Source organism: Oligoflexus tunisiensis (assembly GCF_001748245.1).
Classification (GTDB): Bacteria; Bdellovibrionota_B; Oligoflexia; order Oligoflexales; family Oligoflexaceae; genus Oligoflexus; species Oligoflexus tunisiensis.
Genome location: NZ_BDFO01000001.1, coordinates 3,369,307 through 3,384,737 on the forward strand (window position 1 = coordinate 3,369,307; position 15,431 = coordinate 3,384,737).

Sequence of the window (15,431 nt, forward strand, 5' to 3'; positions counted from 1 at the left end):
GTCATGAGAAACCAAAACTTTCTGGCGAGCCGTTCATGATCACGACCTGCCGGGTCTCGTGGCGTCCATAACGGAGTTCATCAAGGAAGCGCTGGGTGCCGACCTGGGGCGGAATGAGACCGATGCCGCGGCGTCGGTATTCATTTTCAAGATCCGCGGTGACCATGCCGGTGCCGGCCCAGGGTCCCCAGTTAATGGACAGCGTGCGGCCTTTCACCTTGCGGCCCAGACTGCGGGCCACATGATCCAGCGCGCAGTTGGCGGCGGCGTAATCGGTCTGGCCCCGGTTGCCGAAACAACCGGACACGCTGGAAAACAAGGCCACGAACTTCACATCGCTTTGCAGTTTCGCTTCCAGAACTTCCGCAGGGTTCACCTTGGTTTCAAAAACCCGTGTGAACGCCTCCGGGGTTTTATCGAGAATCAGGGAATCACTCAGCACACCGGCTGCGTGGATGACACCATCAATGCGTCCTTCGACATAGAGTCGATCAATCAAAGCTTCCAGGCTATCCTTGTCCCGCACATCGAAGCAGTGATAGCGCAGGCCCGAACCCAGGGCCTTGAGTTTTTGCACCGTCGCCTGCATTTCGCGATTCTGCATGATGCGACGACAGGCGGCTTCGATTTCAGCCGGTTTTTTAAAGGTCTTGTTCACGACAAAGTGGGCCTTGAGTCCCTGCAGATCCGGGATGCGGGCCGTTTCGGGACTTTCCTCATCCGGCAGGGGGGAACGGCCGACGATTTCAAAGCGACAGCCATACTGTTCCGCCAGTTTCACCGCGACCTGAGCCGCAATCCCACGCGCCCCGCCGAGCATGAGGATGACCGAATTTTTGTCGAGGGAAAGAGTTTCCTCGCCGAGTTCGGTGAGCAGCGGCACGCAGACCAGCTGCCGCCGCACATCACCGACATAACCGACCTCCACGAGAGGATCACCGGCCAGGAGTTCCTGAAAGATCTGCCGCGCGATCAGAGCCGGCTGTTCACGAGGATCGAAGTCGATCACCTTCACGAGTTTATCGGCGTATTCCTTGGCGAGACTTTTGAAAAGGCCGGACATGCCCTTGCCCTGATGAATGTTTTCGGCCTGACCATCATGACCGAAGGCTCCACCGCGGCCAGTGACGCCGATAATGGTGTGCACATTGCGACGACAGGCCTGCTGCAAGGTCTTGAAGACTTCCGTGGGATTCGAGCCCCACTCATCGAGCAGCGAAAGCAGCACGAGGCCATCGACCGCTTCCGCATCCGAAGGCGCTTCATCGCCGACGGAAACGAGTTTCACCTGCGCACCGGCTTCACTGAGAAATCCGGCCAAAGGTTGCGCGATGCCTTTGCTGTCCTTAAGAATGGCGATGCGTCGGCCGCTGAGGGATGGACTCGGCTCAATCTGAAGTTTCAGCGGAACCTCTTCCACCCGGATCAGATACTGGCGCACATTCTGATCAGAGCTCAGTTTGGTTTCAAGTGGTTCGGGAGCCGGGGACGGAGCTGGAGCAGGGACCGGCACGGCTACCGGTTTTTGCTGCGATTCCAGAGCCTGAATCATCTGCCGCAAGGTTTTCATCGCGGCCAGCTTTTCGAGCTGATCCCGACTGTGACCCAGGATGTCACCGAGGTCGGCGATAATTTCGAATCGTTTGATCGAGTCGATACTCAGGTCGGCTTCCAGATCCTGATCGAGGTCGAGCATATCACTGGGATAACCCGTCTTCTGACTGACGACCTGCAGGACGGTGGCAGGGATATCGCGCGCCATCGGTTCCACTTTGATTTCAACAGCAGGGGCTGGCGCCACCATAGCGTTCACGACTTTCAGGGCCGGCTGGGTTTCACGCACCGGACTGGCTTCCATGGCAGGTAAAGTCCGCGGCTGCTCCGCGCCCAGATATTGCAGCATCACCTGCTTTTGACTTTCGACGAGCTGCCGCATCGATTGCAAATATTCCTTCACAATGCTTTCGCGGGTCTCGATGCGTCCATGGTCGTGATTCATTTCGGCTCCCTGGGTCAAGCGTGTAAGATTCAGTTGGAATTCGCCGGGTTTGAGTGCGCCTTTGGGAATGACACCGACGCGCGGTCGGGCCAGGTGGCCGTTCACCAGCCACAGTGTGGGGCTCGGTTTTTTCTGAGCCCAAACATCAAAGTCATAGACTTCGAGCTGCCGCTGCGCGAAGAGGATATCGGTTTGCAGCGGGAGCCCGAGGCTGATAAGTTCCGCCACCAGTTTCAAAAACTGTTCGAGGCTGTTGCCTCTCTGCCCCATGGCCCGAGCCTGATGCGGGTGGTCTCCTAAAATCCGTCCCACCAGATCCTTCAGCACGGAACCTGGACCGACTTCGAGGAAAAGTCGGGCTCCATCCTGATGCATGCGTTCGATCTGCCGCACGAATTGCACGGGCCGCACGATCTGGGCGGCGTACATTTTTTTCAGGGTGGCCGGCTCATGTGGGGCGGCCGTGGTATTCGAATATATGGGTTTCTGCGGAGCGCCGATCGTCTCCTCTTCCAGCGAGGCGGCAAACAGCGTTTCCGCAGCGGCCAGCAGCGGACTATGAAATGCGCAGGCCACTGGGATTTTTTTCGCGGCCAGGCCCTGGGCTTTCAGTGAAATCAGAGCAGCTTCGATATCGGCATCCAGTCCGGCAATCACCACCTGCTGGGGCGCATTGTGATTGGCGATGGAAACATCGAGACCCGTGATGGCCTGCAGGACCGTGGCATAATCCGCGGCCACTGCGGCCATGGAACCCTTCTGTCCGGCAGCGGCCGTTTCAATGGCTCGGGCCCGCGCTTCACTCAATTGAATCAACTGCTCCGCCGAGAGACAGCCCGCAGCAAAAAGCGCGGTGAGTTCACCATAGCTGTGACCGGCGAACATGTCGGCTTCCAGCCCCATGCTTCGCAGGAGTTCGTAAAACGCCATTTCCACGATGCCGAGCGCAGGCTGCGCGCAGCTGGTTTTCTTCAGGTCCTCTTCCGACTGTGGCACGACTCCCTTGGGGAAAATCCGCGGCAGCCACGGAGTGCCGAGTTCAAGATAGGAGCGCAGCTGCGGAAAGCTGGTGAAAATCTCGGCCCCCATATTCAGGCTCTGACTGCCCTGGCCTGAAAAGAGAATGGCGATTTTACCTTCAAAATTTTCACGCTGGCGCACAAAGATGCCCTGGGCTGGCGTGGAATCCTCGGTGCTGAGCGCATGCTCGATCTTTTGCAAAAGATCCTGCGCATTCCGTGCCACCAGAGCCACGGTTACATGATTCCGCGCGAGCTGCGCCTGCGTATAGGCGAGTCGCGAGAAATGCAGCTCGGGATGATTTTGCAGTATATCCTTAAGCAGCCGCATCTGCTCCTTGTCCGCAAAGAGGAAGAGTTCCGCCGCGCGACCCTGGGATGCGGGCAACGTAGGCTCGGGCTCTGCATGGGAGGTCAGCACCGCATGAAAGTTCGTGCCGCCGAAACCAAAGGCACTGACGGCCGCCTTCCTTTCCTTGCGGACCCAGGGAAGGGCCACGGAACTGAAATAGAAGGGGTTGGCCGACGGCCGATAATAGGGATTGGGCTCCTGCACATGCAGGGTCGGGGGCAGAATGCCATGATAAAGGGCCAGACTGGTTTTGATCACACCGGCCAGGCCCGCCGCACACTTCGTGTGACCGATTTGCGATTTCACGGAACCCAGGGCACACTGCCGATTCAAGGCTCCGGATTCAAAGAAGACCGTACTCAGTGTTTCCAGTTCCGTGCGATCACCGACCACCGTTCCGGTGCCGTGGGCTTCCACCAGTTCGATCTCAGTGGGATTCAAACCGGCCCGTTCATAAGCGCGATACAGCGCACGCATCTGACCTTCCTTGCGTGGGGCGGTCAGACCGAGGCTCTTGCCATCACTGGACGAACCGATCGCCTTCACGACCGAGTAGATGCGATCGCCATCGCGAATCGCGTCCGGCAGGCGTTTCAAGACGATCACCGCCACGCCTTCGGCGATGACGATGCCATCGCCATCGGCCGCGAAAGGATGCGATTTGCCGGTCGGTGACAGGGCTTTGACACTGGAAAACATGAGGTAATCGTTGATGCTATTATGCAGATCGGCGCCCCCGCAGAGCACCATCTCGCTCTCGCCTTCCGTCAGTTCCTTGATGGCCAGATCCAGCGCGGCCAGCGAGGAAGCACAGGCGGCATCGACCGTATAATTGGATCCGCCCAGGTCCAGGCGATTGGCGATGCGACCTGAGATGACATTGGCCAGAACCCCGGGAAAGGAATCCTCGGTCAGGCTCGGCAGGTGCGCATCGAGTTCCGGCGGAATGGGACCGGCATACATGGGAAATTGCGCGCGGAATCCATAAGCGGATGAAAGATCCGTGCCGGCTTCGGCACCAAAGATCACCGACGTCCGCTCGCGATCAAAGGAACGCTGCTGATAACCGGCGTCCTCAAGCGCGCGTTTGGCCACTTTCAGGCTCAGCAGCTGCGTGGGTTCAATGGCTCCCATCGAGTTGGGCGGAATGCCGAATTCCAAAGGATCGAATTCCGTCTCATCAATAAAGCCGCCCCACTTCGAGAGGGACTTGCCCGTATCCTGCGCCTTGGGATCAAAATAGGTGGACGCCTTCCAGCGGCTTTCCGGAACTTCGGTGATCAAGTCCGCTCCGGTCAGAATATTGCGCCAGTAACTTTCAATATCGCGGGCGCCCGGGAAAATACAGGCCATGCCGATGATGGCAATATCCGCCGGTTCTCGCCTCGGAACTTCTGTCAGCTCAAGACCCGCGATCCGATCGGTGGCACCACGGGTCAGGTCCTCATGGAGTTCGCGCATGCTGCAAATCGTGTCGCGCAGCTGAGCCACCTGACCGAGCATGTAAAGACCTTCCGCGTCCTGCCGCTCCGGATCCACCGTGACGAGTTTATCCCCCTGACGTTCCAAACCTTTGGAGGCTATGCGCAGACGTCCGACGTTCAATTCCTCAAGCTCCGCCCAGACCTGTTTGGGATCCTTGCGAGCGCGCAGGGCATTTTTATAATCATGGAAAGTCTGCACAAAACGGGTTTCCGCACAACGGATCGCATGACCCGGTGCCGTTTCCAGCAGGGCGGTTTCCGTGCAGCGCACGGCTTCGTCCTGGAATTTTTGCAGGATGGCTCCGGTTTGAACTGCCTCTTCAGTAAAGAGATAGGCAGAGCCCAGGAGCGCTCCAATTTTGGCTCCGCGCGCCGCAAGGGGAGCTGTCATCGCTGCGAGCATCGCGCCGGAGACGGCATCATGCAAACCGCCGGCAAAGAAAATTTCCAGTTCATCGACGCAGGAGGATTGCAGCAGAATTTCAATCTGCGTTTCCCAGAGAACGAAACTATAACGCGGTCCCACATGGCCACCGCATTCGCGTCCTTCAAATACAAAGCGCCGCGCCCCATCCTTTAGAAACTGCTGCAAAAGACCAGGCGATGGCACATGCAAAAAGCAGCGAATGCCTTTCTGTTCAAAAAAATCCGCCTGAGCCGGACGACCGCCGGCTATCAGAACCGCGGACGGTCGGAAGTCCTTTAAAACGTCCAGCTGTTCCTGGCGTAATTCCTCGGAGACAAAACCGAGGATGCCGACGCCCCAGGGCTGCGATCCCAATTTCTTTTGCGTGGTTTCGAGAAGTTCACGGCAGGCCTGTTTTCCCATGAGCGACAAGGCCACGAAGGGCAGGGCTCCGTTATCAGAAACGGCCTTGATAAATTCCGCGCGATCACTGACCCGGGTCATCGGTCCCTGGGCCAGGGGATAACGGGTGCCATAGGCCTGGGCCATGGGCCCCTCGGGGCGCAGGAATGATAGAGCCTTCGCCTGCCGCAGATGCCCGCGCACAGAACGCTGGAGTGATTGAACCATGGCCGCGACATGACCGAAACGTTCCGCGAATGGACGCGCGAGACAAAGATCCTGCCCGGCCGGGAGGATCGGCTGCGCTGCATGCAGGCCGAGACTTTGCAGAAAGGCTGCTGCATCGATTTCATGTTCCTGCGGAACCTTAAGATCCGGCCGGCTCACCACCTGATGTTGATGCATGATGCGGGTTTCCGTGCCTTCAAAATGCTGAATGATTTTTTTCAAGGCCTCGGGCACCTGACTTTCCTTCAGCAGGGCCAGCTGGGAATCGAGCACCACGGCCGAGGCTCCCGCCGCAAACGCAGCCGCCGCTGCATGCCGTCCGATGCCGCCCTGCACCCAGAAGGGAAGTCCAAGCGAACGAAGTTCCTGCATCAGGATCAGGCTCGAGGTCAGGCCGACCCGCCCTCCGCTTTCCGCACCCTTGGCGATCAATCCATCCGGTTGCGCCACCGACAAGAGAGCCCTGGCCTCTTTCAGGGAACAGACCTGAACCCAGATGGCTCGGGTGCCTTTCGCAGAAGCCAGCGGACGCCAGGCAGCGAGAACCGCGGCCGGATCATCCTGGGCTAAAAGATCCGCGGCATCGAGAATCAAAGTCGTGATGCGTTCATTCAGATCCGTGGGTGTGAAAGCCGCAAGGCAGCTGATGCGCACGCCATAGGAGGCTCGGCGTTTTCCCTGCAACGCGGCCAGCGCCTGCCGCCCGCTTGCCGTATCCCGTCCTAAATCGAGAACCCCGAACGCACCGGACTGACCCAGGGTTTCCACCAGTCCTACATCCGGAGTTTCGAAAGGAGACACGCCAACGATTGCAGGAGTTATCATAGGAAGACCACCTTCAGTTCTCGCGTTGCACAACGACGCTCCGCTTGAGCCGGGAGTATGCACGCACGGTATCTGTTTGAATGAAAAAAATCATTGATCGGCTAACCTCCGGTATAAAAGCTTCCTGAGAGGAACGCAGTTAACTTTTTCTGAACTCACGACGACAAGTCCGTGCTGGCGTTGATTATGAAGGTTTCGGAAAAATATCATGGGCAGAGAAGGTTGGTCTCTGTCTGTGTTTTATGACAGGAGAAATCATTCATTCGTTTGGGGGACGAAAAGGGCAAGGTGTCAGGACATGACGCGGAGGCGTAAGGACGGGGAAATCCATCCCACGTTGCGGTTGGATGCAGGTGCCGGCAGCATATCACGGGGAAAGGCTTCCGGATCAATACCGAACTTTATGTAGGGATTGATACAAAAGCGCGAGTCACTGTGGGCATTTGCCTTCCTGGAGACAGCGATCCAGGCCTGCAATGGGTCGTGCGGGTCGACCGGTGCTCCAGGTGCCAAAGGCCCGCCGCAGCCTGGTATCGGAAAAGGCATAATCATCGGGATCGCCAAGCAGGACATGGGCCAGGGCCCCAACAGTCAGCTTCCAGTAGCCCCAATAATCCACGGCATTGATAGGCTCGCCCAGGAAACCGCAGTCGGCCTGCACCGCATTATGTTCCGAGCGCAGCTCCACATCGCCTTCCTGATCACTGGGAATCATGACCGCCGCTTTTCGGGCATCGGGAATCTGCGGCGTCTGCCGGTAGGCGAGACGATTCACGGTAAAGGCATTGCAGTATTTTCCCGGTGGAATCTCATCGGTCTGGCAGTGATGCGGGTCTTGCAGTCGCATTTGATAAGACTCTTCCGCCATAACCAAAAGAAGCCAGGTCTCGTCGGGTAGTCGCCTCAGTCTATCCTTATCTATAGATATAAACGGCCAGGCGAGTGAGGTGATGCCGGCGGCATCCAAAGTGATGATCACACGCGGCTGTGGAAGGAAGGACTGAACTGCGGCCGCATTCTTCTGGGCCAGATGCAAAGCGAGGATTGCGCCAATCGAATGGCCAACAAACCCGACCCGCTTGCGATCCGGCCTGACATGATCACCCTGTTCCAAAAATTCAAGAGCATGATTCAAAGCATTCGCGGCATTGTCCGCCCATGCCTGAGGACGCAGAGGATGGCCGTAACCAGGATAGATCACGATGAAACCTTTGCGTGCGATGTGCCTCAGCATCAGCTCATAAGCGGCGGGATCAGCACCGAAATAGCCGTGCAGAAAGAGAACGACCGGGGCCTTTTCCGGCTTGGGATCATGCGGTTCATAAATAACACTATGCAAAGGATGGTTGGAATCTTCATGGAGCACCGAGCGTCGCACAGTGTTATGCGGGGAGACCGGAGACCCCGGACCTTCCATGGGGGGATCAGGAGGACAGACTCCATTCTCGCAGTGAGAGGATTTTTGATAAAGAGCCTCCCATTGGCAAGGGACTGTGGCACAGGATGTGACCGCGATAAGGTAAAGAATAAATAACAAGGGAACGGTCGGCATGCCTTATCCCCCTTCGGCTGGATCTCCTGGACGCAGGCGATACGTTTTGCCCACAAGCGCTGGCTCGAACACTGTACGCGGCAGTCCCTTGTTCTGCAAGGCGGCATTCAAATCCACAATGGGCTGATCGATGCCTTCATCGGAGAGCTGCCAGGTCCCATAGTGGATGCCAAGGCTCAGCCTGGCGCCAAGGTCCTCATGCGCCTGCACAGCTTCGGCAGGATTGATGTGGGCCGGCTGCATAAACCAGCGAGGTTCGTAAGCACCGATAGGCAAAAGGGCGAGCCAGACCTTGCCATAGTCCTTCTGAATGTTCCTGAAGTGCGGTCCATATCCTGTATCGCCGGCGAAGTAGATCCTTTGTTCGCCAAACTCCAAAAGATACGAACCCCAGAGGCTGCGATTGCGATCGAAGAGACCGCGCGCGGACCAGTGCTGGCTCGGCGTAAAAATCAACTTCACGGCGGGAGACAGAACCACGGATTGTCCCCAGTCCAGCTCCCGCACATGGGTGACGCCTTCCTTCTCCAGCCAGGTTTTATCGCCCAGTGGCACAAAAATCTGCGGGTGATGATCCCGCGCGAGACGTTGAAGCGTGGGCAAATCGAGATGATCGTAGTGATTGTGGGACACAAGGACGACATGAATCGGGGGTAGTTTTTCATAGGGCAAACCCGGTGGCCGCACGCGTTTGGGGCCGGCCCAGCTCACCGGACTGACCCGCTCGGACCAGATGGGATCGGTGAGTATGTTCAACCCAGGAAGCTGAATGAGCAGGGTCGCCTGATTGACAAAGGTGAGGAAAACCTCGCCGTCCTGCACTTTATCCGGCAGCTCCGGTGTCTCGGTATTGGCAACGGATTCCGGCCAATCCTCACGATCCCCGAGGAAACGCCAGCGCAGAACGGAGAATATGTTTTTGGGCTCCATCCCACCAGGTTGAAAAAAACGCGAGCCATCGAAATGATCCGAAGGGGGACCTTCATGGTGCCTTGTGCGACAGCCCAGTATGATGGAAAAGAAGAGCCAGATCCAGACGCATCTCATGCCGGTTGTGCCCTCACAAGGCGGATCAGAGTCAACTCCGGTCGCGTGCCGAGACGAATCGGAGGACCCCAGCTGCCGGTTCCGGGATTCACATACACCCACATTTTGCCTTCGCGTGACAATCCGGCAACATGCGGCGCATGCACCAGTCGAACGGCGAGATTCCAGGGATAAAACTGTCCCGCGTGGGTGTGCCCGGACAGCATCAGATCAAAACCGAGCGGCGCGGCCGGCGCGGCGAGCTTCGGATTATGCGCAAGCAGGATGCGCAAACCCTCGGGGCCCAGAGCCTTGTCCGGTCGTGGTCCTTCGCCACTCCCCGAAGCGGCGGGATCCACCACACCCCCGAGATGCAGCAGAGCACCCTTATGTTCGATGCTGCGATATTCATTCAGAAGCACCTGCAAACCCAGGGAACGGAAGTGTTCCACCCAGGCTCGCACGCCGGAATAATATTCATGATTGCCGAGTATCAGATAACGGTGCGCCGCCGGTGCAAGAGCAGCAAGAGGTTCCACGTAGGATTTGAGTTTATGCACGGATCCATCGACGATATCGCCGGTCAGCACCACCAGATCCGCTTTCAGCTCATTGACCTTGTCCACCACACTTTGAACATAACGGCGGCGAATGATAAAGCTCACGTGCAGGTCGCTGATCTGCGCGATACGGAGTCCTTCCAGGCGCGGATCCAAATTTTCCACGGGCACATCGATTTCCACCAACCGCGGCCCACGCCAGGCGATCAGCATGCCGAGCCCCAGGGCCAGCACGGATCCGATCACCACGACCTCGGAACCCGGATCCATCAGGAGGGCTCGCCATTCCTGGGAAACGGTCCCATAGGTAACCAGCAGCAGGAGGTCACGGCCAAGGGTCAGCACCAGCAGGAAATTCAACCAGCCCATGCAGACATAGGCGAGTCCCTGGACGAAGTCATCGCGGTTGGTATGGGATTCCTTGTCGCGACTCCAAAAGAAAACCGGAATCACCCAGATGCACAAAAAGGGCAGGAGAAAGACCAGCCGGGCCGGCAGGCTTTCGAACAGCCGCAGGGCCAAATACAGATATCCAGAGGCCAGAAGACCAGTCAGGACAAGGACAAAGGGATTAAGGAAACGCCGCATGACAGGAACTCCGCTGCTATCCTCCGGCATAGTAAGCGTTTTTTTCGGGCGCGTCGAGGGCAGGGGCTGGGGTACCGCTCAGGCTGAGGTTTTCTTCCGCATTCTTTCATGCTATCACCTGGGCAGAGCCACTTTCCGAGGAACAGCCCATGAAAACCTTGATCCGTTTGAGTTTAATCCTGCTCAATATGCTGCTTATGCCGGTTCTGTGGGCGGGGGAAGCCGCCTGGTTCGAGGCTCTGCAAGGGCTGGAGCGTATCAATGGATTTGAAGCCGATCCGGAAATCAAGGCGCTGATTCCCGCGTACCAGGCTCTGCCGGCTGAACCGGACCAGGCTGTGATCCAGACGCTGTTTGAAGATCAGAATCTGGCGCAGTGGAGCACGCGGCTGGATGAGTATCTGAGTCTTTCAGCGATTCTGTTTGAGGGCCTGAGCCCGACGGAGCAAAAATCCTTGCGGCCGGAATTCGATCGCTGCCGTGAGGCTCTTCGGGACTTCCAAAAGGCCATCACCGACTACGTCCTGCGGCTTCATCCGGGCTTTGCCGGCTTGGGTTTGGCTCCGCTCCAGGCGCAATGGAAAGGGCAGGGGATTCGGATTGTGGTCTTCGATGTTTTTGAAAACGCCCGCATCGAGGAACAGAGACGTCTCCATCCCAAGGCCAGGATTGCTGAGCCTCTAATCTTTGGCCGCCCTGTGGAACTTTCCCATGGGAATACCGTGATTGATATCATTCTGCAGCTGGCGCCTGAAGCGCACATCATTCCCGTGGCGGCGGATGGCAAATCCTACAGTGCCGCGATGCAGCACCTTGCCGATCGGAATGATGTCGATATCATCAATATGAGCCGCGCCTTTCCCGAAGATCCTGTAACCAAAAAAGTCGAGACTGCGTTCAAGGACAGCCTGCGGCGCTGGACCCGCACGGGACTTTTCGTGAAATCCCTTGGCAACACCGGCACCGATCTTTTTGGAACACTCACGAGTCGTCGCGTGGAAAAAGGTCTGGGACCGGTGGCGACGCTCACCTCGTATGATTTGAAGTTGATTCGGGAGATGTATCAGGAAGCGGAGCCGATTGGCCTCGAAGTTCTGGCTCTCAACCTCGCGCTTTTTGCTCAGGACCTGGCTCTGACCGCGACCATACCCGGTGCGGTGATTCCGGTTCAGGAGCGGACGCTGGCGGTGCCGGCCGAGGGACTTTTCAGCCCTTCGACAGGAACCTTTGAATCAGGCAGCTCCTTCGCCGCGCCTCAGATCACCGCGTGGCTGGCTCTGCATCTGGAGCAGCGCCGGGCACTTTATCCGGACGAAAGCCGTGCCGCTTCAAGGCGGGCGGTTTATCAGGAAACCCTGCAAAAAGCGGATCGGGAAGGGCATCCCGCGAGCGAATGGGGTCGCGGGCGGCCGGTTCCTTAAAAGTTCTCCAGAAGTTCATCCGCTATATAAAAGTCCACATAAGGCCAGCCTCCGACGGAATCAAACAGACCTTCGGGGGATTCGCCGCGATGGTAGCGCACCCAGACCAGCTCCCAGGCATGGGCGATGCGTCGTGCGGTATCATTCACCCCGCCGCGCGCGTGCACATAGTTTTTGGAACCCCAGGGCATTTTCGCCTTGTAATAGAGATATGTGAACGGACTGCCCAAAGGTTCGCCGACCAGAGCAAGTTTTTGAATGGCCGCGCCTTTGTTCATATCCTCGGCCGTCACGGATACCTGACCACCGCGATCAAAAGCGGCGAGGAGTTCCGCTGTAGGCAGGTTCAGATCCGGAATTTTAAAGCCGCGTTTATGTTCAAGAATGGCCAGGAAATCACAACCGGGATCGGTATAACTCTGCGCCGTGCCGATATCCCCGCCGTGATCATGGTGCGCTTCCGCCGTTACGAAATGCCGATCGAAATTCACATCACCGATGCTGTGCGCCAGGGATCCCAGCATATGCGCGAAAGCCTTGCGGCAGGCGCCGCTGCTGAGGTCAGGGCAACGTTCATCAATCACGGCATAATAGGAATTGAGGAAGTGATCCCAGTGGGAATATTCGCCGAAGGCATGACCGGCGGCGTACCCGGAGTCAGGAAAGATGGACCCGTTTTTATAGGCAGCTGACTGCTCCTGCAGAAAGGCCCGCAGCTCAGGGATATGAACGTATTCATTGGCGGCCTTTTCCGCCATCCAGATGTGCAGGGTCATGCCGGAAGCAAAGAGCGAGCTGGATACCCCCAGGCCGAGCGTGGCCAGGATACTGAAGAATAGACGCATGATGCGAGTTCCTTTCCGTCTTGTGATTGTCTTGGCGAGACCATAGCCGGGAGACGCTGCGCTGACCAATAAATTTTTCGAAAAGAATGGGGGACAGGGCTTTGGCACCAACTGTGCACGTCGCTTAGGAGTGGGAGGTTCTCCTGGTGCTGCCATGGGGGAATCTGCCAGCGGCGCACAAAATGACAAAACCCAGCCGTCGAGTTATCCTAAGCGGGAAAAACCGAAAGGAGTGTTGACCATGGGAAATTCCTACGTCCGTCTCGATAAGAACAACGTCGCTGTCCTGCTGGTCGATCATCAGGCGGGTTTGCTCTCGCTGGTGCGGGACATCGAGCCCGACAAGTTTAAGAACAATGTTCTGGCCCTCGCTGACCTCGCCAAATATTTCAAACTCCCCACCATTCTAACGACAAGTTTCGAGGATGGCCCCAACGGCCCTCTGGTGCCAGAACTCAAGCAGACCTTTCCGGATGCGCCCTATATCGCACGGCCAGGGCAAATCAATGCATGGGACAATGAAGACTTCGTTCAAGCCGTTAAGGCAACGGGCAAAAGGCAGCTCATCATTGCCGGTGTCGTTACCGAAGTCTGCGTTGCCTTTCCCGCACTGTCGGCCATCGAAGATGGGTATCAAGTCTTTGTTGCCACCGATGCATCGGGAACTTTCGATGAGGTCACACGCCAATCAGCATGGAATCGCGTGTCAGCAGCCGGAGCGCAACTGATGACCTGGTTCGGCATGGCCTGCGAGCTTCATCGTGACTGGCGCAACGATGTGGAAGGTCTGGCCGCACTTTTTTCCAGCCACATCCCGGACTACAGAAATCTCATGACCAGCTTTTATGCCCGCATGCCTGCCAAGGGGCAGGACCGTCGAGCACCTACTGTCGGTTCTGAAACCATTCACGTGAACTGAGGAGTTGAAGTTTGTAGTCATCGTCCTGCACCCCGATGCCTGCCGTGAGGGATCCATAACGCAGAAAGAGCTTGCCGCGTTTGTGCTCCGGGGTGCCCTGATACCAGGCTTCCAGTTTCAGATCGGAAGTTTCCGCTTTGAAATGATCGATGGCATAGCTCGATTCATCGGCTTTCAGATGAAACTGCGCTTCCAGCTTATCATCGCGAAAAAGCTTGCGGGACCAGTCGGGGAGTTTTGATTTGGGATCAAAGATCCAAAGGATGGGCCTCAGGTCAGCGGCGTGCAGCTGGAACGTGCCTTCAAAGCGGGACGGTGTCACCTGCACGCGACCCTGCTGGAGCTGGAGCTGACCCACCCAGGGTTCCTCCTGGGAATCCTTGCCACCCGGGCGCACATTCAGCTTCAAAAGGCCGGTCGGGACCGTGAAGCCTTCCTGCACGAAATCGATGGTGGCAATATTCAGTTCCTGATGAATGCTTCCGTAAAAATCCCGGTTCTCATAGCTCACCAGCGCGGCAGGAGCGTCCACGCGTATGAAATTGCCCTGCGTGTTGGCGGAATCCAAATGCAAGGCAACCTTGCCTTCACCGGAGCGGAATTCAAACCCCAGGCCCTTGGGCAGAAAATGGTTAAAATAGCGAAGATCATGAACAGTGCTTTCCGGTAGAACGAGCGCCGCGTGCCACGCGCGATCACGGCTTAGGACATCACGGTCATCAGCCACCAGTTTCAGGTTCAGATCCCGGCCGCTGACATCCCGGTGGCCGTTCGCTTCGTGATCGATGCTGAAGGCCGGTATGGAAAGTTCCAATTGCACGCGGTCGTCCACAGCAAGAGTCAGTTTTCCCAGCCCGCGCACCGTTTCCTTCCAGAGTTCGGTCTCCATGTGGGGTGACTCAAAAACGAGCTCCGTGGCCGGACCCAGCTGTCCCTGATTGAGAACGATCCGACCGCTGCTCTGCAGATTCAAACCTTTGATCCGGAGCCAGGGCGCATCGACGATAAAACTCTGCAGAACCTCACCCTGTTCCAGCTCCGCCTGGCCTCTGAGATCCAGGGAAAGCTTGCGCAGAAGCTCATCCTTGGCCCGAAAGGGATCGAGTTCAAAGCGACCCTCCAGCTTTTCAATGTGGGCGAGCTTCTGCTCCTTCCAGTGGGTTTGCACCTGACGAAGCTCGAGAGTTCCGTCCCGAATTCGGACCTTGTCCTCGGCGGCGATTTGCAGTTCAGCCGAGACGTCGATGGAACCCTGGGCGGCGAAGGCTCCCACCTTGAGACTCTGCAGATTTCTAAAGGTCAATTCCTGAAAGTACACAGGCCAGCTTCTATCCTCGGTGTCCGAGGTGGGAGGCGGCGTGCCGCGGTCGGCTCCCGCGTCGCCTTCCGCCGACGGCTCTCCGGGCTGAAAGGCCAGGGATCCGCCCCTGCCGTTGGCAGACCAAATGATGATGCGCTTGCCGGCCAAAGCCAGAAGACTGATCTGCAGTCGGGCCTCCGGCAACTCCATACGCGTGCGTTCATCCTCGAACGTCAAACCTTTGACATGAATATGACCCGGCAGGTACGAGGAAGCCTTTTCATAGGCGAATCGCGTGCCTCCTTTTTGCAGAAGATCCTTGAATTCCTGGTTTTCGAGGTAACGATTGGCCGCGATGATCCACGCGATTTCCAGCCCGCCTAATACCAGCAGGACAACGGCAAGAATTTTACCCCAACGCCTCATGGCTCCGCCTCATCGTGGTACGGGGAAGCAACGCGCTTCCTTTCGCTTATAGAAAATTTGCGGCCTGGTGCCTAGATGT

8 protein-coding genes are annotated in these 15,431 nt (G+C 57.3%); 2 read left to right on the forward strand and 6 right to left on the reverse strand.

What is annotated here, in order from left to right; translation table 11 throughout:
- Position 1 precedes the first annotated feature (1 nt).
- The 4 genes from OLTU_RS14145 to OLTU_RS14160 form a co-directional block, all read right to left on the reverse strand.
- Positions 2–6,715 carry a type I polyketide synthase gene (locus OLTU_RS14145; protein WP_141733416.1) on the reverse strand — a complete coding sequence of 2,238 codons (6,714 nt, stop codon included), beginning with the start codon at positions 6,713–6,715 and terminating at the stop codon, positions 2–4.
- A gap of 430 nt (positions 6,716–7,145) precedes the next feature.
- Positions 7,146–8,093 carry an alpha/beta hydrolase family protein gene (locus tag OLTU_RS14150; protein WP_218110035.1) on the reverse strand — a complete coding sequence of 316 codons (948 nt, stop codon included), beginning with the start codon at positions 8,091–8,093 and terminating at the stop codon, positions 7,146–7,148.
- Between the two features lie 177 nt (positions 8,094–8,270).
- A complete protein-coding gene (locus OLTU_RS14155) occupies positions 8,271–9,314 on the reverse strand; it encodes an MBL fold metallo-hydrolase (RefSeq protein WP_141733418.1) in 1,044 nt (347 codons plus the stop codon).
- Positions 9,311–10,441: a metallophosphoesterase gene (locus OLTU_RS14160; protein ID WP_176736616.1), complete on the reverse strand. Its 1,131-nt coding sequence runs from the start codon at positions 10,439–10,441 to the stop codon at positions 9,311–9,313. Before OLTU_RS14160 ends, OLTU_RS14155 begins: the two co-directional genes overlap by 4 nt.
- A gap of 149 nt (positions 10,442–10,590) precedes the next feature.
- On the opposite strand from OLTU_RS14160, the gene OLTU_RS14165 reads away from it, so the two are divergent.
- Positions 10,591–11,862 carry a S8/S53 family peptidase gene (locus OLTU_RS14165; protein ID WP_141733420.1) on the forward strand — a complete coding sequence of 424 codons (1,272 nt, stop codon included), beginning with the start codon at positions 10,591–10,593 and terminating at the stop codon, positions 11,860–11,862.
- Here OLTU_RS14165 and OLTU_RS14170 read toward each other — a convergent pair.
- On the reverse strand, positions 11,859–12,707 hold the full coding sequence (locus OLTU_RS14170; protein WP_176736617.1) for a zinc dependent phospholipase C family protein: 849 nt from the start codon (positions 12,705–12,707) through the stop codon (positions 11,859–11,861). The genes OLTU_RS14165 and OLTU_RS14170 overlap by 4 nt on opposite strands.
- A 241-nt stretch (positions 12,708–12,948) precedes the next feature.
- Here OLTU_RS14170 and ycaC point away from each other — a divergent pair, with 241 nt between their 5' ends.
- Positions 12,949–13,626, forward strand: a complete 678-nt coding sequence (ycaC, locus tag OLTU_RS14175; RefSeq protein ID WP_141733422.1) for an isochorismate family cysteine hydrolase YcaC — start codon at positions 12,949–12,951, stop codon at positions 13,624–13,626.
- On the opposite strand, the gene OLTU_RS14180 is transcribed toward ycaC, so the two are convergent.
- On the reverse strand, positions 13,592–15,352 hold the full coding sequence (locus OLTU_RS14180; RefSeq protein WP_141733423.1) for a translocation/assembly module TamB domain-containing protein: 1,761 nt from the start codon (positions 15,350–15,352) through the stop codon (positions 13,592–13,594). The genes ycaC and OLTU_RS14180 overlap by 35 nt on opposite strands.
- Between the last annotated feature and the right edge of the window lie 79 nt (positions 15,353–15,431).